This window comes from Afifella aestuarii, from assembly GCF_004023665.1.
In the GTDB taxonomy this organism is placed as follows: Bacteria; Pseudomonadota; Alphaproteobacteria; order Rhizobiales; family Afifellaceae; genus Afifella; species Afifella aestuarii.
This window is the reverse complement of sequence record NZ_SAUF01000001.1, coordinates 1,606,070-1,632,206: the sequence shown is the minus strand read 5'-3', so window position 1 is coordinate 1,632,206 and position 26,137 is coordinate 1,606,070. Positions and strand designations below refer to the sequence as shown.

The following is a 26,137-nucleotide window of genomic DNA, read 5'->3' as shown; positions in this document are numbered from 1 at the left end:
ACAAAAAAGGGCCGCTCGATCCGAGCGGCCCTTCTTACATGTCTCGTTTAAGATCAGCTGAAACTGCGCGTGATCACCGTTGTCGCCATCGGATCAGAGCCGTAGGTCTCCCCCTCCTCCAGAGCGAGGAGTTCGGAGAGCCTCGTACGTGCACGACTGACCCGGCTTTTGATCGTGCCGACCGCACAATCGCAGATCTCGGAAGCTTCCTCGTAGGAGAAACCGGACGCGCCCACGAGCACCAGGGCTTCACGCTGGTCGTCCGGCAGCTGCGATAGCGCCTCGTTGAAGTCGCGCAGATCCATATGCCCGTTCTGGGCCGGCTGCGATGCGAGCTTGGCGGCATAGGCGCCTTCGGCGTCCTCGACCTCTCGGCCCTTCTTGCGCACCTGCGAATAGAATTCGTTGCGCAAGATGGTGAAAAGCCAGGCCCGCAGATTGGTGCCTTCCTGGAAGGTGTGAAACTTGGCCCATGCCTTCATGAGCGTCTCTTGGACGAGATCGTCCGCACGCTCGCCATTGCCGCAAAGCGAGACGGCAAAAGCACGAAGATTGGGAATTGCTGACAGGAGCTCCTGTCGAAGAGCCTCGGATACGGCCATATGGGCTCGGCCTAACTGCGACGGTTTTTGGTTGTGGATTCTTCCAGCTGCTCCAGGAGATCGAGGAAGCGCTGAGGAACTGGCTCGTTCACCACATCGTCGTAAACGGCGCGCAAATGCTTCCCGATCTGAGACTGAACCAGAGGGTGCATTCCATTTTCGCGGCCGTTGCTGTCCGCCAACATAATATCCTCCTGCGAGCGACCGCTGCCCTCCCGGTCAGATTGATCCATGTCACTTCAACTCCGTCACGAGGTTAATTCGGATGCTCGGGTTTTGTTCCGGCAAAGCAATTTCTGGTGCGAAACGCCGCAGCCGACGCTCGGGCCGGATGCAAGGGTGCCGGACGGCCGCGTCGCATCCCGTCGGAAAGCGACATCAACCACAGTCTTGAACCTGTAAGGCATTTACCATGATCAAGGTTAGCAGGCCGTTTATCGCCTCGGCTTCCACGACTTCACGCCGCTTGTCAAACACAAATGCGGCCGAATTTGGCGTTGCAGCAAAGGCGTCTGGCCAGAGAATGGAACCCGCAGCTTTGAGAAAAGGGAAGGCCTAAAGCCCGAACCACAGCGCAATCGCGCCTAGAGCAACGATCGCCAACACCGTCCCCCAGACAAGGACATGGCGGTTGGTGTTTCTCTCCTCCGCCTGCGTCACTTCGACTTCATTCATGTCATCCCGGGGCATACGCGCTCCTGAAAAGTGCCGTGGGTTGCAAAGGGTCGAGCTCTCTCCGTCTGCGCCCTTTCGTACGGTGCGAAACTAGTGATTGCGGAGGGCGTCGATGAGATCGGATTTGTCCATCTTCGAGCGCCCATCGATGCCGAGCTCTTGCGCCCGATCGTAAAGGTCGTCCTTGCTCCACTCCTCGTAGGCGGGATTCGTTCCGCCCTTCTTGGAAGGATGCATGGACGGATTGGCGCGCGCATTGGCGATCCTTGCGGCTTTCTCCTTGGATTCGCCGCGCTCGCGCAGATCCTCATAAAGCTTGTCGTCTTTGACCTGGTTTCCGTGATTCTTCGCCATCGCTCTGCTCACGTTGCCGTTTGAGGACACAACGGCGAAGGCGCCCATGCGTTGCGAAAGAAATGTGACAACCTGGGCCGGTCCTCCAAGGAACTCGTGATGGGCGGCGACCATTCCCCAGAAAGCTGCAACCCACAGGGAGATAACAATGAAACGCGACTGGATACGCGACCTGGCGGAGCGCACAGGCTTTCCCAAGATCAGCATCTACCTGCCGATGGAGATGCGCAGCGCCGAAACCCTGCAAAATCCGACGCGCCTCAAAAACGCTCTCGCAGAGGCACGGCGCAATCTTCAGGCGGCAGACGCAGGACGAGACGTCGACGCACTCTTGCAGCCGGCGGAAGAACGGCTGGACGATTTCGACTTCTGGCAGCACCAGGACCAATCGCTGGCCGTCCTCATCGACGAAAACGGCGTGCAATGGATCAAGCTGCCGGGCGAAGTCGAAGAGCTTTCGCTGGTCGGCGAGCGCTTTTATCTACGCCCGCTGATCCGCATCTTCTCATCCGCGGGCCACGGCTACCTTCTGTGCGTCACGCGTGACGACGTACAGCTCTATAAGGTGCGCAAGCACGACCTTCGCCCTGTCGACGTTCCGAACATGCCAAAAAGCCTCGCGAAATTCCGCGGCATGACGGAGTTTGACGGCAATGTCGGCTTCCATTCGAACGCGTCCGGCGGCCAGCAAGGCGGATCCGCAGGCGTACCGCAATACCATTCGCTCGGGCCGAGCCCGGACGATTACAACGAGGTCGAGCTCGACGAATATCTGGGGCAGATCGCCAAGGCCGTCGATCACAAGCTGGGAGGTGCAGGCGCGCCTCTGGTGATCGCAGCCGAGCCGCGCACCTTAGGCCACCTGCAGAACAAGCTGCACTATAAGGGCGTTTCGGAGGAGAACCTGAAGGTCGATCCAGCCTCCAAGAGCGAGGCGGAATTGCACCAGGCCTCCTGGTCGGTGATGCAGCCGGAAGTCGAGGGTGATCGGCGTGATGCGCTGGAGCGTCTCAAGGCACGCCTCAAGGACGAAAGCTCCAACGGCGCGCTACGCGACATCGACGAGATCGCTCGCGCATCGATCGAGGGGCGGCTGGAAGCCGTCTTCATCGCCCGCTCGGCCCATCTTTGGGGAACCTACAATTCCGACGAACACGCCGTGCATGTGGTCGATGAACCGGGTCCCGAACAGTTCGACCTCATTGATTTCGTGGCGGTGAGAGCGCTCCAGGCAGGCGGCTCGATCTACAGCATGGAAGGCGAGACGGCCGAAAACCTTGGCCCTGTCGCAGCGCTGACCCGCTACTGACCTGAGGCGTCCTTCGCGATATGTCCCGCGGGCGCCAGCACGGTCAGCCCGCGGGGATATTGCTGGATCTTGAGCGGCGGTCTGAGCGTCACCACTTCCCCGTCGACCGAGGCTCGCGCTTCGGAGCGCTGCATGGAAATCGTGACGGCCTGAGACCGTCGCATCGACAGAATCGGATTGTCGCTCATGCGCCCGAGCGCGAAGGCCGCCGCAAGTTCCAGAAGGTCGGTCCATTTGCGCGACGTGGCGAAATAGATGCCGAGCGTCTCGGCGCAAGGATCATCGGCATAAGGCAGATGCCCATCCCCAAGAGGCCCGTTGCTGACCACGAGGGCCGCAGTTTCAACGTCGATCTCCTCATCGGCGAGGGCGAGACGTGCGCGAATGATCGGCGGCCGCCGCAACGCAAGGCGGAGAGCCTTGGCGCTCGCCATGAGCTTGCCGAAACGCGATCCGTAATCGAGTTCCTGGCGCAGCCTGATCATCTTCGGATGCAGCCCGAGAGTGACATGGTGGACGAAGAGCCGCCCGTTCACATCCGCGATATCGACGCGAGAGACTTCACCCGCAGCGAGCACCCTCGCCGCCTCATACATGTCGAGCGGAACGCCCAAAGCGCGGGCGAAAAGGTTCATAGTGCCAAGCGGCAGGATGCCAAGCACTTTGCCGCTCTGGTATGCTTGCGAGGCGGCAAACGACACGCTGCCGTCCCCACCGCCGATGATCACCGCGTCATAAGCATCGTCCGCGAAGGCCGCCTCGATGGCGGCGATCGCCTCCTTGCCCGCCTTCCAGTGAAGGGTCACGTCGTGCCCGGCCTGCCGGAAAATATCCGCGATCTCTTCGCCTGCAGACGGCTCGCACGTGCGCAAGGTGCCGGAATCGCTGTTGAGAACAAGCGCCAGACGCATAGCAGCGCGTGAGGGTCCGGGCTGTTCGGACGCCTCGGCAGAATCTCTTTCATTCCCGGTCATTGCGACGCTCGCCCCCAACGCCAGCGTCTGCTGAGACGCTCAAATTGTCTCTCAGCGAAGGCCGCTCAGTTCGCAATGCGACTTCATCACCCGGCTCTCGTCGTCCTGCTCGATCAGGTAGGCCGGGTTCTCGGCATCCGCATTGCGCACGATTTCATGGCCTTCCAGGCTGCGCACGACAGGACGCGTGAACACTTCCACGATCCGGCCTCGGCTGGTCCAGCCACCGAACCGCCACTCAACGCTCTCACCCTTGCGATAGGTTTGCGCCATTTTCTTCTTCAAAACCTCTTTCGTCTCCGCCGGCATGGCGGTCATCTTCACTCGCGTTCTGCGTCTTCTTCCTTGACCGAGTCTTGCGCCCGCTCCAAAATTTCATCCGGCTGATCTAGCCGGTCTTCCGGAGCAAAACCGAAACCCTCAGGATCTCCAGTTTCGACAGACGAGACCGGAGAGGTTCCCGAAAGAGACTGAAGCAGATCTCGGCCGTAGGCGATGACGCCGTCGACATCGTGGGAAACATCCATGGAACGGCGCGCCTCTAGCTCATCGAGCGCCCCGCGAAGCGCTTCGCGACGCTCCTCGACCGTTCCACGCGCGGAATGCGCAAGCGCATCGAGATCGTCTGTGGTGATCGGCTGGGCTAGGCCCGGCTCATCCGCATCGCCGCCAACGGCATAGTCCGACGAGAAAGGCACTCCGGGCCCATCGAGACGGTTTGTCATATCGTCCTCCTTGAGCAGTGAATGTGCCGAAGGCTGGTGAGTTCCCACTCGGATAACGCGGCCCTTCCCTCGTGGCGGATTGGCCATGCCACCTTGAAGCGCGCTCTTGCAGCGCAATCTTGATCCACCGGTGACGGGATTATGGCGAGAAGCGGAATCGAGCGAAGATGAGCGACACTCAGAGCGAACAAAACGAAAAGCCGACAAAGCGAAACGAGGAGCGCGCGAGCCGAGGGGCCGAGCGCGCCCAGGATTCTCGCGGCCTCACCCAGCGTGAAGCCAAGACCGTCGAGAAAAGACTGCGCCTGTCCGTGCCGGCGATTTACGAAGTGGTGCGGCAGGAGGGCGAGGAGGAAATGGAGCGCCCCACCTCCTCCCTGTGGTGGTCGGGCATCGCCGCGGGATTGTCGATCGGTTTCTCGCTCGTGGCCGAAGCAGCCTTGCGCGAACACCTGCCCGATGCTCCATGGCGACCGCTGGTCGATAATTTTGGCTATTGCGTCGGATTCCTGCTCGTCATTCTCGCCCGCCAGCAGCTCTTCACCGAAAATACCATCGCCCCGATCCTGCCGCTCGCAGCGGAATTTACGCGCAAAAATGTCCTCTGTGTCATGCGCTTATGGAGCGTGGTCTTCGTCGCCAATATGGTCGGCACGCTCGGTGTCGCGCTCTTCAATGCAGCTCTTCCCGGCACCCACCCGGAGGTCTTCCAGGCGATGCTGGATATCAGCCGGGAGATGATGGACAAGAGTTGGTTCACAATGTTCGTGCGCGCCGTCGGTGCCGGCTTTCTCATCGCTGCGATCGTGTGGATTTTGCCGAGCGCTTCCGGCAGCGAGTTCCTCGTGATCGTGCTTTTCACCTACATCATCGCGATCGCCGAATTCACCCACATTATTGCCGGCAGCGTCGAGGCATTCCTGCTCGTTGCGCATGGCGATATCAGCATCTTCACAATGTTATGGCACTTCACTGTGCCTGTATTAATAGGCAACGTCCTGGGCGGTACGGCACTCTTCGCGCTGCTCGCTTACGCGCAGGTAAAGGAAGAAATCAAATAGCCGAAATCTATTAGCCGGGGTAAGAGGTTTTCCTTGACCGGCGACCTCGGCGTGGAACCGCGTGACGGCGATCCTCGTTTTCCTGACATCGTAATTAACAGGAGAACGAGATGAATTGGGATCGTGTTCAAGGCAACTGGAAACAGTTCAAGGGCAACGCTCAGGCCCAGTGGGGCAAGCTCACCGACGACGAGCTCGACCAGGTCGAGGGCAACCGCGAGGCACTCGCCGGCAAGATCCAGGAACGCTACGGCGTGGCCAAGGACGAGGCCGAGCGTGAAATCGACGACTGGCTCGCCCGTCACTAAGACGGTCGAGGTGTAGGATAAACAAGTTCAGGGCCGGCTTCGTGCCGGCCCTTTTTGTGTCTTTCTCGCAATTGCAATAACCGCCTCGACGTGGCTTAAGAGCCGCGTTCGCGAGGAAGACCGCCATGCGCATCACGATGATTGGGACCGGCTATGTAGGCTTGGTCTCTGGTGTCTGCTTTTCCGAGTTCGGCTTCGACGTCACGTGCGTCGACAAAGACCAGGCGAAGATCGAAGCCCTGCAACGGGGCGAAGTGCCGATCTACGAACCCGGTCTCGCGGAGCTGATGGTCAAAAACGCCGGCCGCCTGACCTTCACCACGGACCTCGCGGGGGCCGTCGAGAACGCCGACGTCATCTTCATCGCGGTTGGCACACCAACGCGACGCGGCGACGGCGAAGCGGACCTTTCCTATGTCTACGCCGCAGCCCGCGAAGTCGGCGAAGCCATGCGCTCTGGCTCTGTCGTGGTCATCAAATCGACGGTCGTCGTCGGCACCTGCCGCGAAGTGCGCCGCATCATCGAGGAGACGGCCCCGGACAAAGAATTCTCCGTCGCCTCCAATCCGGAATTCCTCCGCGAAGGTGCGGCGATCGAAGATTTTCTCCGCCCTGACCGCGTCGTCGTGGGCGTTGAAGATGCGCACGGCGAACAGACCCTGAAGGCGCTTTATCGCCCGCTCAATCTGCGTCAGACGCCGATCGTCTTCACCTCGCTCGAGAACGCGGAAATCACGAAATACGCGGCGAACGCTTTCCTCGCGATGAAGATCAGCTTCATCAACGAGATCGCCGACCTCTGCGAGATCGTCGGCGGCAACGTCCAGGACATCGCCCGAGGCATTGGTCTCGACAATCGTATCGGACCGAAATTCCTGCATCCGGGGCCGGGCTATGGCGGCTCCTGCTTTCCCAAGGACACGCGGGCGCTGGCTGCCACCGCGCGCCGTCTTGGCAGTCCGATCCGGCTTGTCGAAACCACGATCGCCGTCAACGAGGAGCGCATGCGCTCGATCCCCGAACGGGTGATCGCCGCACATGGCGGCAGCGTCGAGGGCAAGACGATCGCCGTGCTCGGCATCGCCTTCAAGCCCAACACCGATGACATCCGCGAGGCCCCGAGCCTGACCGCCATTCCCGCGCTACAGTCCGCGGGAGCCACCATTCGCGCCCACGACCCCCAGGCGGCCGAAGCGGCAAAACCGCTGCTTCCGGGCGTGACCTGGTGCGCGTCGCCCTATGCCGCGGCCGAAAGCGCCGACGGCCTCGTCATTATGACGGAGTGGAACGAGTACCGTGCCCTTAATCTCGCCACGCTTTCGCGGACGATGCGCGGCAATGTCCTAGTCGATCTGCGCAACATCTATCCGCCTGAAGAAGTGGCACCCCACGCCTTCAACTATCACAGCGTTGGCCGCAAACCGCGCCCTGCCGAGCCTCAGAGCCCGGCGCGCCCGCGCCTTGTGTCCTCCTGAAATCTCTCAAAGCGTAAAACACATGTCCGCAAATCTGTCCCACCTTGACCGGTTGGAAGCAGAAAGCCTGCACATCTTCAGGGAAGTGGCAGCCGAATGCCGCAACCCGGTGATGCTGTATTCGATCGGCAAGGATTCGTCGGTCATGCTGCATCTCGCGCGCAAGGCCTTCCATCCGGCTCCGCCTCCCTTCCCGCTTCTGCATGTCGATACAACCTGGAAGTTTCGTGACATGTACGCCTTCCGCAACCGGATGGCCGCCGAGGCGGGCATGGAGCTCATCGTCCATGTCAATCAGGAAGGCGTCGCCGCCGGCCTAAACCCGTTCGACCACGGCGCCAATTACACGCGCGTCATGAAGACGGAGGGTCTGAAGCAGGCGCTCGACAGGCATCATTTCGATGCAGCCTTCGGCGGCGCCCGCCGCGATGAGGAGAAGTCACGTGCCAAGGAGCGGATCTTCTCCTTCCGCTCCAAGAGCCATGGCTGGGATCCGCGCAACCAGCGCCCGGAGATATGGCGCCTCTACAACACCCTCATCCATGAGGGCGAATCGATGCGCGTTTTCCCGCTCTCCAATTGGACCGAGCTCGATATCTGGACCTATATCGAGCGCGAGAACATTCCGCTGGTGCCGCTTTACTTCGCGGCCGAACGGCCGGTCGTGAAGCGCGACGACCAATGGATCATGGTCGATGACGACCGCATGCGGCTTATGCCGGGCGAAGTCCCGCAACAGCGGCTCATCCGTTTCCGCACGCTCGGCTGCTATCCGCTGACCGGCGCTGTGGAATCGTCGGCAACCACACTTGCCGAAGTGGTCATGGAGACGATGGGTGCGACCCAGTCGGAGCGCGGCGGCCGCGCCATCGACCGGGAAGCCTCGGCTTCCATGGAGCGCAAGAAGCGGGAAGGCTATTTCTGATGGATACCGCCAGCACCAACCCCGCGAGCATGCAGACGCTCGCCGGCACGCTTGCCGCGCCCGACACCCTGCGCGTTTTGACCTGCGGCTCCGTCGATGACGGCAAGTCGACCCTGATCGGACGCCTCCTTTACGATTCCAAGCTGCTCTTGCAGGACCAGATCGCCGATCTGGAGCGAGACAGCCGCCGCCACGGCACCACCGGTGGCGACATCGACTTTGCGCTCCTCGTCGATGGGCTCGAGGCCGAGCGCGAGCAAGGCATCACGATCGACGTCGCCTGGCGCTTTTTTGCGACGCCCCGCCGGCGCTTCATCATCGCCGACACGCCGGGCCACGAGCAGTACACCCGCAACATGGCGACCGGAGCGTCGACCGCCGAGCTCGCCATTCTCCTGGTCGACGCCGAAAAAGGCCTGTCGCGACAGACGCGCCGCCATGCCCTGATCTGCTCGCTGATGGGCATCAAGCAGGTCGTGCTGGCCGTCAACAAGATGGATCTCGTCGGCTACGATGAGGCCGTTTTCGAGAAGATCGCGGCAGATTTCGCAGCTTTTGCCGAGCGCACGCGCATCGAAAGCGTCACGCCGATCCCGCTCTCGGCGCGCGAAGGCGACAACGTCACGGGCCCGAGCCCGCGCCTCTCCTGGTGGAAGGGTCCGGCCCTCCTGCCGTTCCTGGAGGAAGCGCCATCCGCTCCGGGCCTCGTCGAAACGCCGTTGCGCTTTCCGGTGCAATGGGTGTGCCGGCCCGATCATACCTTCCGCGGCTATGCGGGCACGATCTCATCCGGGCGCATCGCCGTTGGCGATGAAGTCGTGGTGGCGGCCTCCGGCAAAAAGAGCCGCGTGACAGCAATCGACATCGGCGAGAATTCACTTGAGGAGGCCGTCGCCGGCCAGTCGATCATGCTGCGGCTTGCCGACGAGGTCGATATCGCCCGCGGCGACGTTCTGGTGCCGGCGGAAAACCGGCCGGAAGTGACGGATCAAATCGCCGCCCATCTCGTCTGGATGGCGGAAGAGCCGCTTCTGCCCGGCCGGCCTTATTGGCTGAAAGCCGCCAACCGCATGGTCTCGGCGCAGGTAAGCGAACTGAAGCATCACCTTTCCGTCGACACGCTTGAAGAGACGGCCGGCAAGGTCCTGGAATTGAACGAGATCGGGTTTGCCAACCTGTCGCTGGCGCATCCGATTGCATTCGATCCTTACGGCGAGAACCGCGAAACCGGCGGCTTCATCCTGATCGACCGGTTCACCCATTCGACTGTCGCCGCTGGCATGGTCGATTTCTCGCTGAGACGTGCCGCCAACATTCATTGGCAGTCGCTCGACGTCGACCGCAATGCCCGTGCGCGTCTGAAGAACCAGAAGCCCACGGTGTTGTGGTTCACTGGCCTCTCCGGCGCCGGCAAGTCGACCGTCGCCAATTGGGTCGAAAAGAAACTCTATGCGGCCGGCCGGCACACGATCACGCTCGACGGCGACAACGTTCGCCATGGTCTCAACCGCGATCTCGGTTTCACCGACGCCGACCGGGTGGAAAACATCCGCCGCGTCGCCGAGACGGCGAAACTGATGACGGACGCAGGCCTCATCGTCCTCGTCTCCTTCATCTCGCCCTTCCGCTCCGAACGGCAGATGGCGCGTCAGCTGATGATGGAGGGGGAATTCGTCGAAGTCTTCGTCGACACGCCTCTCGACATCGCCGAAAAGCGCGACCCGAAGGGGCTCTACGCAAAGGCGCGGGCCGGGCAGCTGAAAAATTTCACGGGCATCGATTCGCCCTACCAGGTGCCGGAAAACGCCGAAATCACCGTCGACACGACCTCGGCTTCCCCGGAAGAACTGGCCGACGAGATCATCGCTTACCTGCGCCAGAAAGGCCGATTGAGCTGAGCGGAGACTGTCGCGGCGCTCCAAAGGGCCGCACCCTGAAGGACAGAAAGAGCCGTTGACCCAAGTGTCAACGGCTCGTTACACCGGGCCAATCTTGCAATACAAATACCATCGGTGCCGCCCACAGCTCGGCGACAGCATGATGGTTATGGTCGATGCGATGACCCCGGAAAAACCGTCTCCTTTCGCCATTTGGTGGTACGCCATCCGTCCGCGCACGCTGGCGCTCTCCGTCTCGCCGGTCGTCGCTGGCCTGACGCTGGCATGGGCCGAGAACGGCGATTTTCACCTGCTTCTGGCGCTGGTGACCCTGATTTCGGCCGTGGCCATCCAGATCGGCACCAATCTCAACAACGACGCCGTCGACGCTTTGAACGGGACAGACGATTCCGGCCGCATCGGCCCTCCTCGGGTCACGCAAAAGGGCTGGGCGACGGCGCGCGAGGTCTTCCACGCCACGCATCTCGCCTTCTTCATCGCAGCCCTCGGCGGCCTTTATCTCATCCAGGCCGGCGGTATCCCGATCCTCATCGTCGGCATCCTGTCGCTGATCGCAGGCTACGCCTATTCGTCGGGGCCCTGGCCGATCTCACGCAGCACTTGGGGCGAGGCCTTCGTCATCACCTTTTTCGGTCTCGTCGCTGTCGACGGGACGTTCTATCTGCAGACGGGTTTCATCGACTTCCCGGCCATCCTTCTCGGCGTGGCGATCGGGTTGCCGGCAGCCGCCGTTCTCCTCGTCAACAACACGCGCGATCGCGAAAGCGATACGCTCGCCGGCCGCCAGACGCTCGCGATCCGCGTCGGGCCTCTCGGCGCCGGACGCCTTTACGGCCGTCTGCTCGCCGCGAGCTTTGTGATGATCACCCTGCTCGCCCTCGTCGGCGAACACCTCACCGGCGCTCTCCTCGGCCTCATCTGCATTCCGCTTGCCTGGAAGGCTCACATGGCTTTCCGCAATGCCACGACACCCGCCGATTTCAACGGCTGTCTCGGACAGACCGCGTCGGTTCAGGCCGCGCTCTGTCTCACCGTCAGCCTTGGTCTGATCTTCACCGCCGCCTGACGGCCTCGGGCTCTGCCACATCCTGCGTCTGCAGAAAGCGCCGCTCGTCCCGTTCCAGAACGAGGCAGGTCAGGCGGCCGGAGGCAAAGGCGCGCGTGTCGATATCGATGCGGTTGGGGCGAATGTCGACCTCGTCGAGAGGCGTGTGCCCGTGCACGACACAGAAGCCGAAATCCCGTCCGCTTGAGAGAAACGGCTCGCGGATCCACACGAGATCCTCCTCCCGCTGCGCCCGCATGGGGCGTCTGGGATCGATCCCGGCGTGAACGAAGAAATAGTCGCCGACGCTCTCGCTGAGAGCGAGCGAACGCAAGAACTGCTCGAAGCCACCGCTCAGCGCCTGCAGCAAAGCCTGATGGCAGGTGACGAGCGAGCGCTGATCTCCGCCCGAAGGAGGCGCAACGCCGAACGAGCGCAACGTCGCCGATCCGCCCTGCCCGCACCAATAAGGAAGCATGCTCGGATCGGAGAGGACCTCGAGAAGCACCGCCTCATGGTTGCCCTTGAGGCAGACGCGGCGGTCGCAGAGCTTTTCGCTCGCGAACAGATATTCCAGGACCGCGCGGGAATTGGGTCCGCGATCGATGTAATCGCCGAGAAAGATCTCGACGCTCTCTTCCGGTGGGGACGCCGCGAGATCGGCTTTGATCTGCTCTTGAAGATCGAGAAGCAGATCAAACCGCCCGTGAATGTCGCCGATCGCATAGACGCGGCATCCGTCTGGGACGGCGTGTTGCGGGTCAGTGCGTGCTGCGGAGAAAAAGGCCATGCCCGCGATATAGGGTGAGGGTCAGCAAAATCAGCCGCCCCACCCTCTCGGGCTCCGCTCGTGTCAGCGCCGCGCGCAGAAAAGATAGGCAGGCTGCATGTCCGGCCAAAGCCCCCTGGCACCGTCCATGACAGCCTGCCCGGCCGAGGCGAGCCTCAGCCGAACTTGAACAGGACGCCGAAACCGCCGCGCGGATAATTCCACTCGATGTCGTGCGTATCGGCGCACACGATGCGGCAGGTGCCGCATTCCATGCAGCCGTCGGGCGTCACCTCGACCTGCCCCTTGTCGTTGAGGGCATAGCAGCCCGCCGGGCAGATCTTCGTCAGCGCCAGAAGCGCCTGAGACGGCACCTCATGCGGGCGGATCTTGACGTGCGGACGGCCCGCATCCACCACGTAACGGTTGTAGTAAAGCTTCTCTTCAACCTTCACGGCATCTGTTTCCGTGCTCATCGCCAGGCCCTCGCCAGTTTGAACGCGTCACCAATCATGCCCCTCAACGTCCGCGCCTGGCGGAACGAGGAGACGATCGCTTTCTCCTTCGCCTTCTTGTCCAGCCCGTCGACGCGGAACCATGTCTGCGCCGCCTTGCTCAAGAGACGCGGATAGAGGCCGAAGAGTGTTTCCTTGTTGCCGTGCAGGAAGGCCGGGATCTTGCGGTATTTGCGCATGTCCTTGAGGACGAAGGTCTTCTCCAGCCGCTCCTGATATTCGGCGAGATTGGTTTTCGTCATCTCCTTGCGCATGCGGTGCAGCCGCACGACGGTTTCCGCGGCAACGCGGCCCGTCGTCATCGCAAGGTTGGAACCCTCGCGGTGGACGGCATTCACGAAATGCCCGGCATCGCCCACCATCAGCCAACCATCGCCGAAGAGCGAAGGGATGGCGTTGTAGCCGCCTTCCGGGATGAGATGAGCGGCATATTCCTTCACCTCCGAGCCCGCCAGAAGCGGCGCGATCGCCGGATGCGACTTGAACCTCTCCAGGAGTTCGTAAGGCGCCTCGCGCTTCTCCGTGAAGTCGGAGACGAGGCAGCCGATGCCCACGGAGATCGATTCCTCGTTGGTGTAGAGAAAGGCGGTCCCGGTCATGCCGAGCGTCACGCTGCCCATCGCCTCGATGACGACGCCTTCGTCGCCCTTGAGGTTGAACCGGCTTTCGATGACGTCGCGCGGCAGGAAGTGCATTTCTTTGACCGCAAGCGCCACGGTGTCCGGCTTCAGCTCATCGCGCAGCCCCGAACGCTGGCCAACGAGGCCGTTGACGCCTTCCGCAAGGATGACGACATCGGCCATCACCGCGCCATCCTCGCGGTCGGTCTGCACGCCGATCACCTTGCCCGACGTGTTGCGAATGAGCTCCTTGACCGTCGTCTCATAAAGGACGGTCGCGCCGGCATCGCGAACCTTCTGGCTGAACCATTTGTCGAACTGCGCGCGGATGATCGTGTAGCGGTTCGGCTTCTCTTCGTTGAACTCTTCCGAGCGGTAATGCATGCCGGTGTAAGACGCGTCATCGAGCATCCACAGACGCTGCTCGATGACATGCCGCTCGAGCGGCGCATCCTCACGAAAATTCGGGATGAGCTTTTCGAGCGCGTCGGAATAGAGGATCGCGCCCTGAACATTCTTGGAGCCGGCATATTCCCCGCGCTCCAGCTGCAGGACGTTCAAGCCCTCCTTCGCCAGGGTGTAGGCGGCGGCGTTGCCCGAGGGCCCTGCACCAACAACGATCGCATCGAAACGCTGTTCGACCATGGCTGCCTCCTTAGCCTGCCAGGCGGTTGACGGAGAGGTGCTTTGCGAATGCCCGCGTCAGCGCCGGAAGCACTTCCAGGGCATCGGCCACCACGCCGAGATGAGCAAAATCGAAAATGGGAGCGTTCGGGTCGCTGTTGATGGCGACGATGAGATCCGCTCCCTCCACACCGACACGGTGCTGGATCGCGCCCGAAATGCCGGCGGCGATGTAAAGCTTCGGCCGGATGGTCTTGCCGGTCTGGCCGATCTGGCGCTCGGCCGGCACCCACCCCTTCTGCACGAGCGGCCGTGAGCAGCCGTATTCGGCGCCGAGGACTTCGGCGAGATCCTTCACCAGCTGAAAATTCTCAGCCGAGCGAAGCCCGAGCCCGCCGGCCACGACGATGTCGGCGAAGGCAAGCTGCACCTTGTTGGAATCACGGTCCGCGACGAAACGCAGAACCTTGGTGACGACATCCTCCTCCGCCATGTTGAGCGGATGCTCGATCAGGCGTCCCGTGCGTCCCGGCTCGCGTTTCGGCATAGCCATGACGCGCGGGCGCACTGTCGCCATCTGCGGGCGGAAATTCAGCGTGTAGATCGTGCACAGCAACGACCCGCCGAAGGTCGGCCGCGTCGCTGCAAGCGAACGATCGTCGTCGATCGCGAGCTCCGTGCAATCGGCCGTCAGCCCCGTTGCCAGCGTCGTCGCCACAGAGCCCGCGAGGTCGCGACCGAGCGTCGTCGCACCGAGCAGCAAGATCTCCGGCTTGTAGGTGTTGACGAGATCCGTGAGGCACTTCGTGTAGGTCTCGTTGCGGTAATGCGCGAGCATCGGATCGGCGACCTGATAGAGGACGTCGGCACCGTGCTCGTAGACTTCCCTCGCGGCCGCCTCGAGTTCGCTCTTGTCGCCACCCAAAAGGACGCCCACGACCTCCACGTCGAGCTTCTCGGCGAGCTTTCGGCCCTCTCCCAGAAGCTCCAGCGACACGGGATGCACGTGCCCGTGCTCGTATTCGATGAAGACCCAGACATGCCGGTAGGCTTTGAAATGCTCCGGCAGTTCCTTCTTCATGCCGGCCCGACCGCCTGCGGGGCGGGCTTGCTGCTTTGGCGCGTTTGCCATCGGCTTTGCCTCCTACTGCCCGGCCGCGAAATTCATCAGATCGTCTTCGATCGTCTGATGCCGGCTGAAAATCTCGTTCATGAGCGTGTCCGCGATCTCGTCAGGGCCCTTGCCGCTGACGGGAAGCTGCTCGGCTTTCTCTTCGCGCGGCGTCGGCGCGAAGACGCGCTTGACGACCGTCGGCGATCCGCGCAGGCCGCATTTGGTGACGTCCTCGATGCCGATATCCGCGGCGTTCCACACCGTCACATCGGCTTTGGCCGCCGAGAGCGCGGCCGAAAGCGAGCCGCGCCGCATCTCATTGGTGCCTTCGAGCATGGTGATGAGAACGGGGAGCTTGGTCTGCAGAACCTGCACACCCCCTTCCGCGCGCCGCTCGACCTCGATCGTGCCGCCCTCGCGGTCGATCGGCCCGATCTTCGCGACATAGGTGAGCTGATTGAGGTTGAGGCGCGTCGCAATTCCCGGCCCCACCTGAGCCGTATCCCCATCGATCGTCTGCTTGCCGGTGAACACGATCGAGGGCGCGCCCCAGACCTCGCCGATCTTCTTGATCGCCTGCGACAGGGAAAAACTCGTCGCCAAAGTGTCGGAGCCCGCAAAGAAGCGATCCGTCAGGAGCACCGCGCGATCGGCCCCGAAAGTCAGCGCCTTGCGCAGCGAATCCTCGGCCATCGGCGGACCCATAGAGAGAACGGTCACCTCCCCGCCGGACTTGTCGCGCAGCCGCAAAGCCTCTTCGAGCGCGAAAAGATCGTAAGGGTTGATGATGGTCGGCACACCCTGGCGCATGATGGTGTTGGTGACCGGATGAACGCGGATCTGGGCGCTGTCCGGAACCTGCTTGATACACACGACGATCTGCATCGTTCCTGCCTTCCTCATGCGCACCGGAGCCAGCTTGCGTCTGGTGGCCGGTGCCGAATTCAAGACCTCATCAGCTCTTTCGCAAGCAGCGTGCCAATCTCGAAAATCTCGTAACTATATGATATTAATGTTCTTTTTCGGATTGTCGGGTTTGCGCGACACGGCCAAAAGCGGACGGTAGCTGTCGCAAACCCGACAGAAGTGTCACTGGCTGGCGCGCCCCGTCAGGGTGTTGAGCGCCACGAAGGGCTTTGATTTCGGCTTCGGTCCACCCGCGGCCTGCTTCAGCACCTTGAAGACGCGCTGTTCGAGGGGCGACGACCGTGTGAAGTCCTCATAGGCCTGCGCCAGATGCGTGCGGCACGCTTCGCGCGCGACCTCATCATCAAGATCGTCGAGATGGTCGGCGGCGAGATATTCGCCCATGCGCCGCAGAATGTGCAGGCGTGCAACATGCACCACCTTCGGATCGTACGGCACGTCGAGACACGCGAAAAACTCTTCCGCGGCCGACAGCTCCCGCAATTCGTCCAGAACGCCCATGATATCCTCCGCAGCGGCGGCCTCAGGGCCGCGCTTTCCCTTGAGATCCGGTCAGGCCGCGAGTTCGCGTGCCGTCAGCGCCGCATGAAGAGCGGCAACTTCGTGAAGGCCGACCGCGCGCTTGGCCTTGGCGGCCTCTGCGCGGACCAGGTCGAGAAGCGTGCGCGTCTGCGTGTCGTCGGCGGCAAGTCCAAGAGTCTCGAGCGCATGGCGCATCGAGGAGATGCCGGAATGCTTGCCGAGAACGATGGTGCGCGCGCGCCCGAGCCGCTCCGGATTGAGACCCTCATAGGTTGCCGGATCGCGCAGAAGGCCGGAAACGTGGATGCCGGATTCGTGCATGAAGGCGGCAGCCCCGACGATCGGCTTCGATTCCGGGATCGGACGGCCTGCCGCCGCCGCAACGAGCTCCGCGAGCCCCGTCAGATGCGTAAGGTCGACCCGGCTCTTATGCGCACTGATATGATCGAGCGCGGTCGCCACCTCTTCGAGCGCCGCATTGCCGGCACGCTCGCCGATGCCGAGAACGCAGACGGAGGCATGCGTGGCTCCCCCGCGGATCGCGGCCAGCGTGTTGGCCGTTGCAAGGCCGAGATCGTCGTGGCCATGAAATTCCAGATCGAGATCGCTCATCGCCCGCAGCCGCTGAAAGACGGCAAAGGTCGTGAACGGGTCGAGGATACCGACCGTATCGGCGAAGCGGAATTTGACGGCGCCCGCCTCCTGCGCGACCGCAATGGCCCGACGAATGAAATCGAGATCGGCCCGGCTTGAATCCTCGCCGCCGAGCGCGACCCGGAGCCCATGCGCGCGGGCATAAGGGATGACTCTGCGAATGCGGTCGAGAACGTCCGCACGATCAGTGCCGAACTTCGCCTTGATCTGCCGATCGGACATCGGCACGGAGAGATTGACCTCTTTGAGACCGGTCTTCAGCGCGGCATCGACATCGCCCTTGGTCATCCGGCACCAGGCGATGACGCGCGAACCCGTCACCGCTTCGCCGATCGCCGCAAGGCTCTCGATCTCGCCCTCCCCCATCGCCGGGGTGCCCGCCTCGATCTCGTCGACACCGGCCGCATCGAGGGCCCGCGCAATTGCCACCTTCTCGTCGATCGAGAAGGCGACGCCCGGCGCCTGTTCACCATCGCGAAGCGTGGAATCGTTGAAGGCGATGTGACGGGGGACGATGCGCTCCTCAAGCATAGAGACGCTCCTGTGGCTTTGCGGGCTCCCGTGCCTTTCGCCAGAACGGCGACACGGCGCGCAGCTCTTCGATGATGTCGGGAAGGATCTCGATCAGCCGATCGACATCGGCTTTCTCATTGTCGCGCGACAGGGAGAAACGCACGGCACCATGCGCCGCCGTAAAGGGAAGACGCATCGCGCGGATCACATGCGAGGCGTCCATGCCGCCGGAGCTGCATGCCGAGCCGGACGAAACGGCGACGCCATCGCGCGACAGAAGATGCACGATCGCCTCACCTTCGACGCCATCGAAAGCGATATTGCTCGTATTCGGCAGGCGATTGTCCACGTCACCGGTCACGATGCATTTGTCGATCACAGCCAGCACGCCGGCTTCCAGATGGTCGCGCAGCTCCCGCACGCGCGTCTGTTCGTCATAGAGATGGAAGGCGGCAAGCTCCGCGGCCTTGCCGAGCCCGACGATGGCCGGCACGTTTTCCGTGCCGGCGCGGCGTGCCCGCTCCTGCCGCCCGCCGCGGATGAGCGGCTTAAACGGCACGCCCTGACGGACATAGAGCGCACCGATCCCCTTCGGTCCGTGCAGCTTGTGCCCCGAAAGCGACAGCATATCGATCGCGCCGGATTGGAGATCCATCGCGATCTTGCCGACCGCCTGCACCGCATCGGTATGGAAGAGCGCGCCGGCCTCGTGCGCCATCGCAGCCAACCGTTCGACTGGAAAGATCGTGCCGGTCTCGTTGTTCGCCCACATGATGGAGACGAGAGCCGTCTGACGGCCGAGCACCTTCTCATAGGCATCGATGTCGAGCCGGCCCCGCCCGTCGACCGGTATGACATGGACGACCACACCGGCCCGTTTCGCCAGATCCTGAGCGAGCGCGAGGACCGCCGGGTGTTCCACCGCCGAGACGATCAGCTCATTGCGGGCCTCCTGCGTGGCGAGTGCCGACAGGATGGCGGTCGTATCGGATTCCGTTCCGCCGGAGGTGAACGTGATTTCCTGGTCCGATTCGGCGCCCAGCAGCGACTGAAGCTGCCCGCGCGCCCGCTTCACGGCCGCGGCAACCACCGAGCCGAAGCCGTGCGGTGAAGAGGGATTGCCGAAATGCTCCGTGAAGAACGGCAGCATCGCCGCCAGCACGTCGGGATCGACGGGTGTGGTTGCGTTGGCATCGAGATAGACGGGCCGCATCACCGCCTCCTCAATGTCTCGGGTGAACCGGGATGACGCGGACGGGCGCGCCAAGCTTCGCCATCAGCCGCATCTGGATGCCGCCGATGGTCACGCCGGCAAGCTGGCAGCCGACGCAGGCACCGGTCAGCCGCACCATGATCTTGTTGTCTTCGATATCGACGAGCTGGCAGTCGCCGCCATCGCCCGCAATGTAGCGGCGGATATCCTCCAGCGCGTCCTCGACGAGAGCGAATTTCTCCTCGCGGCTGAGACCGAGCCCGAAAGTCGCCGCCTTGCGCGAGCCGGTCTCGCCCTCGGCGCTCCCAACGCGCGCCTCGGGCGACGACGCAGGCCTCTTCGGCATCTGCGTGCGGTTGAGAAGCGTCAGCCGCACCATCGGCTTCTCGCCCGGACCGGCAGCACCTTCGCAGCGCTCCTCTCGCTCTTCGGCAGCCGTCTCCAGAAGCTCATCCTGATAAAGGGGGGTAAAATCAGTCATGGGGCTCTCCATCATCCGAAGGACTTGCCGCAGGAGCAGCTCCAAGTCGCCTTCGGATTGTCGAAGGTGAACCCGGCGCCCTCCAGGCTTGTGACGAAATCGACGGTGGTGCCTTCGAGATAGGCGATGCTCATCGGGTCGACGAAGACCTTGATGCCCGCCTGCTCCACCAGCACATCGCTCGGCTCGGCCTCCCCGACGAGGCCCATCATGTATTTGAGGCCGGCACAGCCGCCGCTCTCGACCATCAGGCGCAGGCCCTCGACCGGTTCTTCAGACCCGGCGATCGCTGTGCGCAGCGCATCCACGGCGGCCTCGGTCAGCTGGATCATGCCTTGCTCCTTCGTTGCAAGGAGCGCAGCAAGCCGCATGCCAAACCATAAAGTATTGTTTTTAAAGGATATTCAGAACTTGACGGAATGTCGCATTCCGCACCAATGTCACAAAACCGACAGGTGTCTTCGCAACAGCGGGAAGGAACGATGCGCCCTCAGGACGCCTTCTCGGCATCGCGCTTGACGCGGGCAAGCAGGCTTTCGCCGCTCTCATCGCCGAAGCAAGTCTCGAAGTCGTCGCATTCGTTACAGGTCGGCACCGTGCAGATCTGATAGCCCGTATCGCGGCAGATCATGCGGTAGAAGAACTTCTTCCACTTCATGTCCTGGCTGTTGGCCTCCGACAGCATCTCGAAGTGCCGCTCCATCAGCCAGCCGAGTTCGCGTCGGTTGCGGAGACCGAGATCCTGCCAGAGATGGTTCGGCCGCTGACAGCGCCGGGCGATGATCTCCGCAAACCGCATTTCGAGAGAGCTGTCCTCGGTCGTGCCGCTCATCAAGAGGTCGAGAAGGCAGGCCTCGTCTTCGCTTCTCGCCGGCGCGACGTTGGCCGGCAGACCCTCGAAAACCGCCGCCGCGTGCGGAAAGAGCGCGTCGACGAGGTCTTTGAGATTGTCGCTGTCGAGGCCCAGTGTCTCGACGACAGACACCTCCTCCTTGCGGCTTTCCGAAATGGCGAGCGCCAGCACGGAGGCAATGACATGCGCGTCGAACGCATTGCAGAGCGGCCGCTCGCCGCCCTCCATCAGAAAATCGTAGACCTCCGCCGCGTCCATCGTCTCAGGCCGCAAGTGCCTCAGCCCCGTGCGTCTGGCTGCCCGTCGGGCAGACCCTGGCGCAGGCGCCGCAGCCGATGCAATTTCCGGCGTCGCCGAGCACCATGACCTTGCGCTCCAGCTCGTCGTCATCCTCGTCCTCGAGATCGACGAACTCACCGTCCTCGGTGACGCCGCGAAGCGTCATCACGTTGCGCGCACAGACTTTGTAGCAGCGACCGCAACCGATGCATTTCTTCGGATCGATCGAAAGAAGATATTCCGGCGTCCAGTCCCGGCCGTCACGTGTCACGAAGCTCATCTTGTCCCCCTGGGCTCGCCCAAGCCCCTCTCATCGGCCACGCCTCAGGCGCGGGCCACGTCTGGATAGGTATCGATCGTCTCGCGCGCCTGGCGCACCACCTTCATGCCGGCCTCGGCGAGGTCACTGAGGCTTTCGAAACCAAAGCGGTGCACGTCGCGCAGCGACTTCGCGAAGATCACGAGCTTGCCGGCCGTCAGGATGACGCGCCCGAACCCTTCCCAATGCATGCTCATCATCGGCGAGGCCATGAGCCCCGTCTCGCGCTCCACCGTCAGACCGACGGCGCGATAGAATTTGTCCACCCGGTCGAGAAGGTCGGGGTCGGGATCGTCGATGATCGGCTTTGCCCGCCGCTCTTCGGCGGTGACGATGAACTCCTCGAGAAGCTCGGCATCGCTCTTGCTTTCCCAGGCGCCGTAGGAATCCTCCGCCCGGTAGAGCGCGACGAGCGATTTGAGGAAGGGCGAGCCCATGGCCTTATCGTTCGCGTCGCCCGCAGACATCAACGCTTCCGCCATGCTCAATCCTCCTCGTCGAGAAAATCCATCGACCGCGGCTGCGCGGTCCCCATGACCTTTCGCAGCCAGGGCGGCGGATTGGTCGACATCATCGTCTGCACGCGCCCGATGAGGCCGTCGATCGGCTCCGGCGCCGGCAATTTGACGGGATGGATGCGCGCATTGATGACTTTCGCAGCCGAAGGCCCGCCGATCGCCAGGCAGAAGAGAAGATGGCAGCCATTCAAGGCCTCGATCTTCGGTCCGATGCGGTCGTCGCCCTCCTGGCGATGTTTGCCGCTTTCATCGGACACATCGTCGAAGGCGGCAGCAGAGACGAAGCGCGAGGCCGTCGGCGTCACATCGTAGATCGCGAATTTGCGGGCCGAGCCGAAATGCGCGTTGAGCCCCTTCATATCCTGCGTTGCGATCGCCACGCGCAGCTTCGGCTCGTCGCTCTCAGCGGTCACCGACATGACTTCCTCCCGTTCAACCAATTGCAAGTGTCTGACCGACATCGCGCTTCTCCTGAACCTTGAAGGGAGGCACTTCGGCCGAGGCGAAATCCTCGGGCGTTTTCTCTTTGATGAGGCTGAGGAAGATGTTTCCGACCTCGTAGAGAAAGTCACGGCTTCCCGCATAGCCGACCATCGCGCGGTGCTGGACGCCGAGCCGGTCGAAGATCGGGAACCCGACGCGCAGATGCGGCAGGCCGAGCCGTTCCGCAGCCTGTCGTCCGTGGCTGTGCGTGACGAGGAGATCGGCCTTTGCCGCGGCCGCCCGTTCTTCGAAATCCATGAGATCGCCAACGACGACCTCTTTCGCCGGCACCTTTTCGAGAAGCGGCGAATGATTGGTGGTCGTCACCGCCGTGACGATCTCCGCGCCAAGGCTCTTGAAGAAGACGGCGAGCTGATAAAGGAGGTCCGGATCGTCCGCGATCGCGATCCGCTTGCCGCCTAGATAGAAGTGGCAGTCGAGCATCGCGTCGACGAGTTGGCTGCGGCGCCTCTTGAGGTTTTCGGGGACCGCAACGCCCGAGATGCGCGACAACAGCGCCACGAGTTCATCGCTCGCCGCAAGGCCCGTCAGGCTCGAAAGAACCGTGCTCGGCACGCCAGTCAGCCCTTCGAGGGCCTCTGCCGCCGGGGTCATATGCTGGCCGATCGCAATGGTGGCGAGCCCCTCGCCCATGTCGGCGATATCTTCGAGTTTCGTGCCGCCTGATGTGATCGGCGTGAACTCGGCGTTCACATGCCCATCGAGAGAACCGGAAAGGTCCGGCAGGACGACAGCATCGAGACCGAAGGCCGCCGCCATATCACGCAACTGGTCGATATCGGCCGCCGTCTGATGCACGCCAGGCAGGATGTTGATCTGCCGTAGGCTTTTCTGCCGGCGTTCCCCCGGAACGACGAGTCCTTCGATGATCGCCGTCACCGCCTTCGCCCAGCCGTCTTCGAGCGCCCCGACATAATCCGGCGTCGAGGCGTAGACGATGGCCGTACGTGCCAGTTCGTGGCGGCGCTGCATGATGGACAGGAGATCGCCGGTGATATCCTCGCCGCGCGTCTCGATGAGTGCCGTCGATGCGATGCCGATGAACTTCGGGTTCATCCGCGACTGCAGATTGACGAGTGCCTCCTCCAGATTGTCGGCCCCACCCAAAATCGTCTCGACCTCAGCGATCGCCGTCGTCTGCATCGGCATGTCTTCGCGGAAATGACGGACGGCGAGCGTCAGAGCGAAGGAGGTGCACCCTTGCGCACCATGAAAGAGCGGGACGGCGCCATCGACGCCGAGATAGGCAAGCGCCGCCCCGAGCGGCGCGGAGGATTTCAAAGGATTGATCGAGCCGCTTTTTTTCGGCTGCAGAAGCGTGGCCATTCAAGCCTCCCCAAGGCCGGAACGCGATTGCGGTCCGCAATCGAGCGGCACGATATCAGCGGAGATTTCCCAGGGTGCAGGCCGGCGGATTTCTTCCCAAACAGGATTGGACAAGGATTTCGCGAGCTCGGCGACGAGCGCCACGGTGCCGTCATAGCCGGCATAGGCGTAATTGCGCTCCTGGTTGATATCGAGCCACGGCCTGCGCGCCTTCAGGCCGACATACTGCGTCTTGCCGCCCGACAGGAGAATGTCCGCCTCGTCATTGGCGAGCCTCGCATACATCTCGCGGGCCGGCACGGAGCCGACCATATGCGGATCGTCCATGATCTCCTTGATCCGCTCCTTGTCGCCTTCCGTCGACTTGCGCACCGACGTTGCGACGATCTTCATGCCGATTTCCTGAAGCGCGGAGACGATCGACCAGGATTTGACCCCGCCCGTATAGAGGATGACGCGCTTGCCCTTGAGGATCTCGCGGTAAGGTTCGATGCGCGCCCAGGCCCGCGCCTCCTCCGCCGCGATGAGCACTTCCGTACGCTGCAAAAGATCTTCGGGAGCTCCGCGCTCGACCAGCATCCGGGCAAGCGTGCGCAGCGCCGCCGACGTATCGGCGATGCCATAGAAAGACCCTTCGAAGTACGGGATGCCCCAGCGCTCTTCCATCTGACGCGCCAGATTGATGAGGGCCGCCGAGCACATCATCATGTTGACGCGGGCGCGGTGCGCCCCGGCGAGATCGCGGTAGCGCGCATCGCCGGTGATGTTGGCGAGAAGCCGGATACCGAGTTTTTCCAGAAGCGGTTTGATCTGCCAGATCTCGCCGACGATGTTGTATTCGCCGAGAATATTGACGTCCGTCGGCGTCGTATATTCAGGCTCGATGGTGCCGATGACGTGCTTGAAGAGCGCCTCACCGGCGAGCTTGTTGCCGAAATTCTTCTTGCCTGAAAAGCCGGCCGACAGGACCGGAATGCAGGGCGTGCCGGTCTTCTCGGCCGCGTGGCGGCAGACGGCCTCGATATCGTCGCCGATCATCGCCGGCACGCAGGTCTGATAGACGAAGACGGCCGGCGGGTCGTATCGGGCGATCGCGTCCTTGATCGCCCGATACAGTCGCTTTTCTCCGTTGCCCATGACGATGTCGAGCTCGGAGAGATCGGTGGTGAGACCGAGCCGGTAAGTGCTCGGCCCCGAGGTGGCGGCGTGGCGGTTGTCCCAGCTGTTGCCCTCGCACGCCGACGGCCCGTGCGTCAGATGCACGACGTCGACGATCGGCTCCAGCGCGATCTTGGCACCGTCGAAGGCGCAACCGCCTGCGGCGGCGCCCGGCACCAAAGGCTTGGAGCAACCCTTTTTGCGCTCCTTTTCGCTCTTGGCCTGGTTTTTCGCACAGCCCGGCTCGTTGAAGAGTTCGGCTGTTTTCGACCTCAAGACTTCGCCCATGATCGCCTCCCGGCGCCGCCCGCCTTTTAGCGGGTCAAATCGAAGGAAATGTCACCGCCCGGCTCGAGACCGGCCGCGTCGAGCGTGTCGAACGCCTTGTCGAGCAACGTCACCAGAACCCGCAATCCGCCCTGATAGCCCCAGACGGGGAAGCGGTGGTGGTGGTGCCTGTCGAAGATCGGGAAGGTCAGCCGGATGAGCGGCACGCCCGTGTCGCGCTCCAGGAACTTGCCATGCGAATTGCCGATCAGGAAATCCGTCGGCTCGGTGGCGAGAAGCGACCGCATATGCCACAGATCGTTGCCCGGATAGGCCTTGCATTCCGCACCGAAGGGCGAGGAATCGAAGAGCGCCTGCATCTTTTTCGCCCACGGCTTGGTGCCGTTGGTCGCCAGGCAGTGGCGCGGCTCGCCGCCGAATTCCAGCACGAAGCGGGCCATCGCATAGACGAAGTCCGGATCGCCGTAGATGGCGTAGGTCTTGCCGTGCAGGGTGGCCTGGCTGTCGGCCATCGCATCGACGAGACGGCCCCGCTCCATCCTGAGCTCTTCCGGGATCTCCTTGCCGGTGATATCCGACACCTTCATCAGGAACTCGTCGGTCGCCGCCACACCCATCGGGTAGTGGAAGCTCGCCGTCTCCTGATCGAAGGACTTCGCGTATTGCAGCGTCTTCGTGGAGCAGTATTGCTGCAGGCTGATCGTCGCCTTGGCATTGACCGCGTTCTTCGCAGCTTCCAGCGTTGTACCGCCGTCATACATGCGGAACTCGCCATCTGAAGGCGTGTCGAACTGATCGGAGACGTCGGAGAGGATCGTATACTCCACGCCCATCAGGTCGAGGATGCGCTTCAGCTCGCGGTTGTTGCCGACCGCGAACCCATCGAAGCCCGGCACGATGTTGATCGTCTCGTTCTTCGTGACCTCCGCATTGGCCCAGAAGCCCTCGAGAATGCCGCGCAGCATGTTGTCGTAGCCGGTCGTGTGGCTGCCGACAAATGCCGGAGTGTGGGCAAAAGGCACCGGGAAATCCTGCGGCACCGATTCCTTTTCTTTGGCGCCGATGATGAACGACTGCAGATCGTCACCGATCACCTCGGCCATGCAGGTCGTCGACACCGCGATCATCTTCGGCGAGTAGAGCGCATAGGCGTTCTTCAGGCCTTCGACCATGTTGTTGAGGCCGCCGAACACGGCCGCATCTTCCGTCATCGACGAGGAGACCGCCGAGCACGGCTCCTTGAAGTGGCGGGAGAGATGCGAGCGGTAATAGGCGACGCAACCCTGGCTGCCGTGCACGAAGCTCAGCGTCTTCTCAAAGCCCGCCGCCGCGAAGACGGCGCCGAGCGGCTGGCAGGCCTTTGCCGGGTTGATGGAGAGAGATTCGCGGGCAAAATTCTTCTCGCGATATTCCCAGCTCTTCGTCCAGTCGGCGGTTTCCTGTACCTTTTCGGCGGCAGGCATGTTTTCCATGTCCGCGCGCTTCTTGGCGAACATCTCCTTGTATTCCGGCTCCCGGAACAGAAGGCTGTGGTCGAGGACTTTCTCTGCAGATTGTGGCATGGGTCCATTCCTTCTTGAGGCTCGGCG

Annotated in this window: 31 protein-coding genes; 7 read left to right on the top strand and 24 right to left on the bottom strand. The window is 62.5% G+C overall.

The annotated features are described in order from the left end of the window. Positions 1-53 precede the first annotated feature (53 nt). The 4 genes from EO094_RS07655 to EO094_RS07645 form a co-directional block, all read right to left on the bottom strand. A complete protein-coding gene (locus tag EO094_RS07655) occupies positions 54-602 on the bottom strand; it encodes a sigma-70 family RNA polymerase sigma factor (protein WP_128291621.1) in 549 nt (182 codons plus the stop codon). Between the two features lie 11 nt (positions 603-613). Beyond that, positions 614-835 (bottom strand): NepR family anti-sigma factor, encoded by a 222-nt coding sequence (locus tag EO094_RS07650; protein ID WP_128291620.1) that lies wholly within the window; start codon positions 833-835, stop codon positions 614-616. A 322-nt stretch (positions 836-1,157) separates the two neighbouring features. Continuing rightward, positions 1,158-1,292 (bottom strand): hypothetical protein, encoded by a 135-nt coding sequence (locus EO094_RS18855; protein ID WP_281275237.1) that lies wholly within the window; start codon positions 1,290-1,292, stop codon positions 1,158-1,160. Between the two features lie 75 nt (positions 1,293-1,367). Then, positions 1,368-1,631, bottom strand: a complete 264-nt coding sequence (locus EO094_RS07645; protein WP_128291619.1) for a DUF7218 family protein — start codon at positions 1,629-1,631, stop codon at positions 1,368-1,370. 148 nt (positions 1,632-1,779) lie between these two features. Here EO094_RS07645 and EO094_RS07640 point away from each other — a divergent pair, with 148 nt between their 5' ends. Next, the gene (locus tag EO094_RS07640) at positions 1,780-2,940 is read left to right on the top strand and encodes a baeRF3 domain-containing protein (protein WP_128291618.1); all 1,161 of its coding nucleotides are present in this window, start codon (positions 1,780-1,782) and stop codon (positions 2,938-2,940) included. Here EO094_RS07640 and EO094_RS07635 read toward each other — a convergent pair. The 3 genes from EO094_RS07635 to EO094_RS07625 form a co-directional block, all read right to left on the bottom strand. After that, positions 2,934-3,851, bottom strand: a complete 918-nt coding sequence (locus EO094_RS07635) for a diacylglycerol/lipid kinase family protein (protein ID WP_164879581.1) — start codon at positions 3,849-3,851, stop codon at positions 2,934-2,936. The two genes, EO094_RS07640 and EO094_RS07635, sit on opposite strands and share 7 nt — an antisense overlap. Before the next feature lie 114 nt (positions 3,852-3,965). Further along, entirely contained in the window at positions 3,966-4,223 is a 258-nt protein-coding gene (locus EO094_RS07630) for a hypervirulence associated TUDOR domain-containing protein (protein WP_246008385.1), read from the bottom strand. A gap of 11 nt (positions 4,224-4,234) precedes the next feature. Further along, positions 4,235-4,639 (bottom strand): hypothetical protein, encoded by a 405-nt coding sequence (locus EO094_RS07625; RefSeq protein ID WP_128291616.1) that lies wholly within the window; start codon positions 4,637-4,639, stop codon positions 4,235-4,237. Positions 4,640-4,806: 167 nt separating this feature from the next. Here EO094_RS07625 and EO094_RS07620 point away from each other — a divergent pair, with 167 nt between their 5' ends. The 6 genes from EO094_RS07620 (at position 4,807) to menA (ending at position 11,372) form a co-directional block, all read left to right on the top strand. Next, positions 4,807-5,700 (top strand): formate/nitrite transporter family protein, encoded by an 894-nt coding sequence (locus tag EO094_RS07620; protein ID WP_128291615.1) that lies wholly within the window; start codon positions 4,807-4,809, stop codon positions 5,698-5,700. A gap of 110 nt (positions 5,701-5,810) precedes the next feature. Next, positions 5,811-6,008, top strand: coding sequence for a CsbD family protein (locus EO094_RS07615; protein ID WP_128291614.1), 198 nt, complete (start codon positions 5,811-5,813; stop codon positions 6,006-6,008). Between the two features lie 125 nt (positions 6,009-6,133). After that, complete coding sequence (locus EO094_RS07610) at positions 6,134-7,483, top strand: UDP-glucose dehydrogenase family protein (RefSeq protein ID WP_128291613.1); 1,350 nt, start codon at positions 6,134-6,136, stop codon at positions 7,481-7,483. A gap of 22 nt (positions 7,484-7,505) precedes the next feature. Beyond that, positions 7,506-8,408 carry a sulfate adenylyltransferase subunit CysD gene (cysD, locus tag EO094_RS07605; protein ID WP_128291612.1) on the top strand — a complete coding sequence of 301 codons (903 nt, stop codon included), beginning with the start codon at positions 7,506-7,508 and terminating at the stop codon, positions 8,406-8,408. 29 nt (positions 8,409-8,437) lie between these two features. Next, entirely contained in the window at positions 8,438-10,306 is a 1,869-nt protein-coding gene (cysC, locus tag EO094_RS07600; RefSeq protein WP_246008437.1) for an adenylyl-sulfate kinase, read from the top strand. A 139-nt stretch (positions 10,307-10,445) separates the two neighbouring features. Next, positions 10,446-11,372, top strand: a complete 927-nt coding sequence (gene menA, locus EO094_RS07595; protein WP_128291610.1) for a 1,4-dihydroxy-2-naphthoate octaprenyltransferase — start codon at positions 10,446-10,448, stop codon at positions 11,370-11,372. On the opposite strand, the gene EO094_RS07590 is transcribed toward menA, so the two are convergent. The 17 genes from EO094_RS07590 to nifK form a co-directional block, all read right to left on the bottom strand. After that, the gene (locus EO094_RS07590) at positions 11,359-12,141 is read right to left on the bottom strand and encodes a metallophosphoesterase family protein (protein WP_128291609.1); all 783 of its coding nucleotides are present in this window, start codon (positions 12,139-12,141) and stop codon (positions 11,359-11,361) included. The two genes, menA and EO094_RS07590, sit on opposite strands and share 14 nt — an antisense overlap. Before the next feature lie 155 nt (positions 12,142-12,296). Beyond that, the gene (locus EO094_RS07585) at positions 12,297-12,596 is read right to left on the bottom strand and encodes a ferredoxin family protein (protein WP_128291608.1); all 300 of its coding nucleotides are present in this window, start codon (positions 12,594-12,596) and stop codon (positions 12,297-12,299) included. Beyond that, entirely contained in the window at positions 12,593-13,900 is a 1,308-nt protein-coding gene (locus EO094_RS07580) for an FAD-dependent monooxygenase (protein WP_128291607.1), read from the bottom strand. The genes EO094_RS07585 and EO094_RS07580 overlap by 4 nt, the downstream gene beginning before the upstream one ends. A gap of 10 nt (positions 13,901-13,910) precedes the next feature. Beyond that, positions 13,911-15,011, bottom strand: a complete 1,101-nt coding sequence (locus tag EO094_RS07575; protein ID WP_128291606.1) for an electron transfer flavoprotein subunit alpha/FixB family protein — start codon at positions 15,009-15,011, stop codon at positions 13,911-13,913. Between the two features lie 12 nt (positions 15,012-15,023). Continuing rightward, on the bottom strand, positions 15,024-15,878 hold the full coding sequence (locus tag EO094_RS07570; RefSeq protein ID WP_128291605.1) for an electron transfer flavoprotein subunit beta/FixA family protein: 855 nt from the start codon (positions 15,876-15,878) through the stop codon (positions 15,024-15,026). 204 nt (positions 15,879-16,082) lie between these two features. Then, positions 16,083-16,424: a nitrogenase stabilizing/protective protein NifW gene (gene nifW / locus EO094_RS07565; protein ID WP_281275243.1), complete on the bottom strand. Its 342-nt coding sequence runs from the start codon at positions 16,422-16,424 to the stop codon at positions 16,083-16,085. Positions 16,425-16,472: 48 nt separating this feature from the next. Then, complete coding sequence (gene nifV, locus EO094_RS07560) at positions 16,473-17,627, bottom strand: homocitrate synthase (protein ID WP_128291603.1); 1,155 nt, start codon at positions 17,625-17,627, stop codon at positions 16,473-16,475. Next, a complete protein-coding gene (gene nifS / locus EO094_RS07555) occupies positions 17,620-18,822 on the bottom strand; it encodes a cysteine desulfurase NifS (RefSeq protein WP_128291602.1) in 1,203 nt (400 codons plus the stop codon). Before nifS ends, nifV begins: the two co-directional genes overlap by 8 nt. 10 nt (positions 18,823-18,832) lie before the next feature. Further along, complete coding sequence (locus EO094_RS07550; RefSeq protein WP_205649839.1) at positions 18,833-19,303, bottom strand: NifU family protein; 471 nt, start codon at positions 19,301-19,303, stop codon at positions 18,833-18,835. 11 nt (positions 19,304-19,314) lie between these two features. Continuing rightward, positions 19,315-19,635 carry a HesB/IscA family protein gene (locus EO094_RS07545; protein ID WP_128291600.1) on the bottom strand — a complete coding sequence of 107 codons (321 nt, stop codon included), beginning with the start codon at positions 19,633-19,635 and terminating at the stop codon, positions 19,315-19,317. 158 nt (positions 19,636-19,793) lie between these two features. Continuing rightward, positions 19,794-20,414 carry a nitrogen fixation protein NifQ gene (locus tag EO094_RS07540; RefSeq protein ID WP_205649838.1) on the bottom strand — a complete coding sequence of 207 codons (621 nt, stop codon included), beginning with the start codon at positions 20,412-20,414 and terminating at the stop codon, positions 19,794-19,796. A gap of 4 nt (positions 20,415-20,418) precedes the next feature. Continuing rightward, positions 20,419-20,715, bottom strand: a complete 297-nt coding sequence (gene fdxB, locus EO094_RS07535; protein ID WP_128291599.1) for a ferredoxin III, nif-specific — start codon at positions 20,713-20,715, stop codon at positions 20,419-20,421. Positions 20,716-20,759: 44 nt separating this feature from the next. Further along, positions 20,760-21,236 carry a NifX-associated nitrogen fixation protein gene (locus EO094_RS07530; protein ID WP_128291598.1) on the bottom strand — a complete coding sequence of 159 codons (477 nt, stop codon included), beginning with the start codon at positions 21,234-21,236 and terminating at the stop codon, positions 20,760-20,762. A gap of 2 nt (positions 21,237-21,238) precedes the next feature. Beyond that, positions 21,239-21,733 carry a nitrogen fixation protein NifX gene (nifX, locus tag EO094_RS07525; protein ID WP_128291597.1) on the bottom strand — a complete coding sequence of 165 codons (495 nt, stop codon included), beginning with the start codon at positions 21,731-21,733 and terminating at the stop codon, positions 21,239-21,241. Beyond that, a complete protein-coding gene (nifN, locus tag EO094_RS07520) occupies positions 21,705-23,102 on the bottom strand; it encodes a nitrogenase iron-molybdenum cofactor biosynthesis protein NifN (protein WP_128291596.1) in 1,398 nt (465 codons plus the stop codon). The genes nifX and nifN overlap by 29 nt, the downstream gene beginning before the upstream one ends. Next, positions 23,103-24,548, bottom strand: coding sequence for a nitrogenase iron-molybdenum cofactor biosynthesis protein NifE (gene nifE, locus EO094_RS07515; RefSeq protein WP_128291595.1), 1,446 nt, complete (start codon positions 24,546-24,548; stop codon positions 23,103-23,105). A 26-nt stretch (positions 24,549-24,574) separates the two neighbouring features. Continuing rightward, the gene (nifK, locus tag EO094_RS07510) at positions 24,575-26,110 is read right to left on the bottom strand and encodes a nitrogenase molybdenum-iron protein subunit beta (protein WP_128291594.1); all 1,536 of its coding nucleotides are present in this window, start codon (positions 26,108-26,110) and stop codon (positions 24,575-24,577) included. Positions 26,111-26,137: the final 27 nt, after the last annotated feature.

Coding starts and splice junctions, on each gene's coding strand:
- EO094_RS07580 (WP_128291607.1), bottom strand. CDS start 13,900: ATGGTCGAACAGCGTTTCGATGCGATCGTTGTTGGTGCAGGGCCCTCG.
- nifV (WP_128291603.1), bottom strand. CDS start 17,627: ATGCTTGAGGAGCGCATCGTCCCCCGTCACATCGCCTTCAACGATTCC.
- EO094_RS07630 (WP_246008385.1), bottom strand. CDS start 4,223: ATGCCGGCGGAGACGAAAGAGGTTTTGAAGAAGAAAATGGCGCAAACC.
- nifK (WP_128291594.1), bottom strand. CDS start 26,110: ATGCCACAATCTGCAGAGAAAGTCCTCGACCACAGCCTTCTGTTCCGG.
- EO094_RS07635 (WP_164879581.1), bottom strand. CDS start 3,851: ATGCGTCTGGCGCTTGTTCTCAACAGCGATTCCGGCACCTTGCGCACG.
- EO094_RS07585 (WP_128291608.1), bottom strand. CDS start 12,596: ATGAGCACGGAAACAGATGCCGTGAAGGTTGAAGAGAAGCTTTACTAC.
- EO094_RS07640 (WP_128291618.1), top strand. CDS start 1,780: ATGAAACGCGACTGGATACGCGACCTGGCGGAGCGCACAGGCTTTCCC.
- EO094_RS07545 (WP_128291600.1), bottom strand. CDS start 19,635: ATGATCCAGCTGACCGAGGCCGCCGTGGATGCGCTGCGCACAGCGATC.
- menA (WP_128291610.1), top strand. CDS start 10,446: ATGATGGTTATGGTCGATGCGATGACCCCGGAAAAACCGTCTCCTTTC.
- nifX (WP_128291597.1), bottom strand. CDS start 21,733: ATGTCGGTCAGACACTTGCAATTGGTTGAACGGGAGGAAGTCATGTCG.
- EO094_RS07610 (WP_128291613.1), top strand. CDS start 6,134: ATGCGCATCACGATGATTGGGACCGGCTATGTAGGCTTGGTCTCTGGT.
- EO094_RS07655 (WP_128291621.1), bottom strand. CDS start 602: ATGGCCGTATCCGAGGCTCTTCGACAGGAGCTCCTGTCAGCAATTCCC.
- nifS (WP_128291602.1), bottom strand. CDS start 18,822: ATGCGGCCCGTCTATCTCGATGCCAACGCAACCACACCCGTCGATCCC.
- cysC (WP_246008437.1), top strand. CDS start 8,438: ATGCAGACGCTCGCCGGCACGCTTGCCGCGCCCGACACCCTGCGCGTT.
- EO094_RS07590 (WP_128291609.1), bottom strand. CDS start 12,141: ATGGCCTTTTTCTCCGCAGCACGCACTGACCCGCAACACGCCGTCCCA.
- fdxB (WP_128291599.1), bottom strand. CDS start 20,715: ATGAGCTTCGTGACACGTGACGGCCGGGACTGGACGCCGGAATATCTT.
- EO094_RS07540 (WP_205649838.1), bottom strand. CDS start 20,414: ATGGACGCGGCGGAGGTCTACGATTTTCTGATGGAGGGCGGCGAGCGG.
- EO094_RS18855 (WP_281275237.1), bottom strand. CDS start 1,292: ATGCCCCGGGATGACATGAATGAAGTCGAAGTGACGCAGGCGGAGGAG.
- EO094_RS07645 (WP_128291619.1), bottom strand. CDS start 1,631: ATGGCGAAGAATCACGGAAACCAGGTCAAAGACGACAAGCTTTATGAG.
- nifN (WP_128291596.1), bottom strand. CDS start 23,102: ATGGCCACGCTTCTGCAGCCGAAAAAAAGCGGCTCGATCAATCCTTTG.
- EO094_RS07615 (WP_128291614.1), top strand. CDS start 5,811: ATGAATTGGGATCGTGTTCAAGGCAACTGGAAACAGTTCAAGGGCAAC.
- EO094_RS07530 (WP_128291598.1), bottom strand. CDS start 21,236: ATGGCGGAAGCGTTGATGTCTGCGGGCGACGCGAACGATAAGGCCATG.
- EO094_RS07570 (WP_128291605.1), bottom strand. CDS start 15,878: ATGCAGATCGTCGTGTGTATCAAGCAGGTTCCGGACAGCGCCCAGATC.
- nifE (WP_128291595.1), bottom strand. CDS start 24,548: ATGGGCGAAGTCTTGAGGTCGAAAACAGCCGAACTCTTCAACGAGCCG.
- EO094_RS07625 (WP_128291616.1), bottom strand. CDS start 4,639: ATGACAAACCGTCTCGATGGGCCCGGAGTGCCTTTCTCGTCGGACTAT.
- EO094_RS07575 (WP_128291606.1), bottom strand. CDS start 15,011: ATGGCAAACGCGCCAAAGCAGCAAGCCCGCCCCGCAGGCGGTCGGGCC.
- cysD (WP_128291612.1), top strand. CDS start 7,506: ATGTCCGCAAATCTGTCCCACCTTGACCGGTTGGAAGCAGAAAGCCTG.
- EO094_RS07620 (WP_128291615.1), top strand. CDS start 4,807: ATGAGCGACACTCAGAGCGAACAAAACGAAAAGCCGACAAAGCGAAAC.
- EO094_RS07550 (WP_205649839.1), bottom strand. CDS start 19,303: ATGACTGATTTTACCCCCCTTTATCAGGATGAGCTTCTGGAGACGGCT.
- EO094_RS07650 (WP_128291620.1), bottom strand. CDS start 835: ATGGATCAATCTGACCGGGAGGGCAGCGGTCGCTCGCAGGAGGATATT.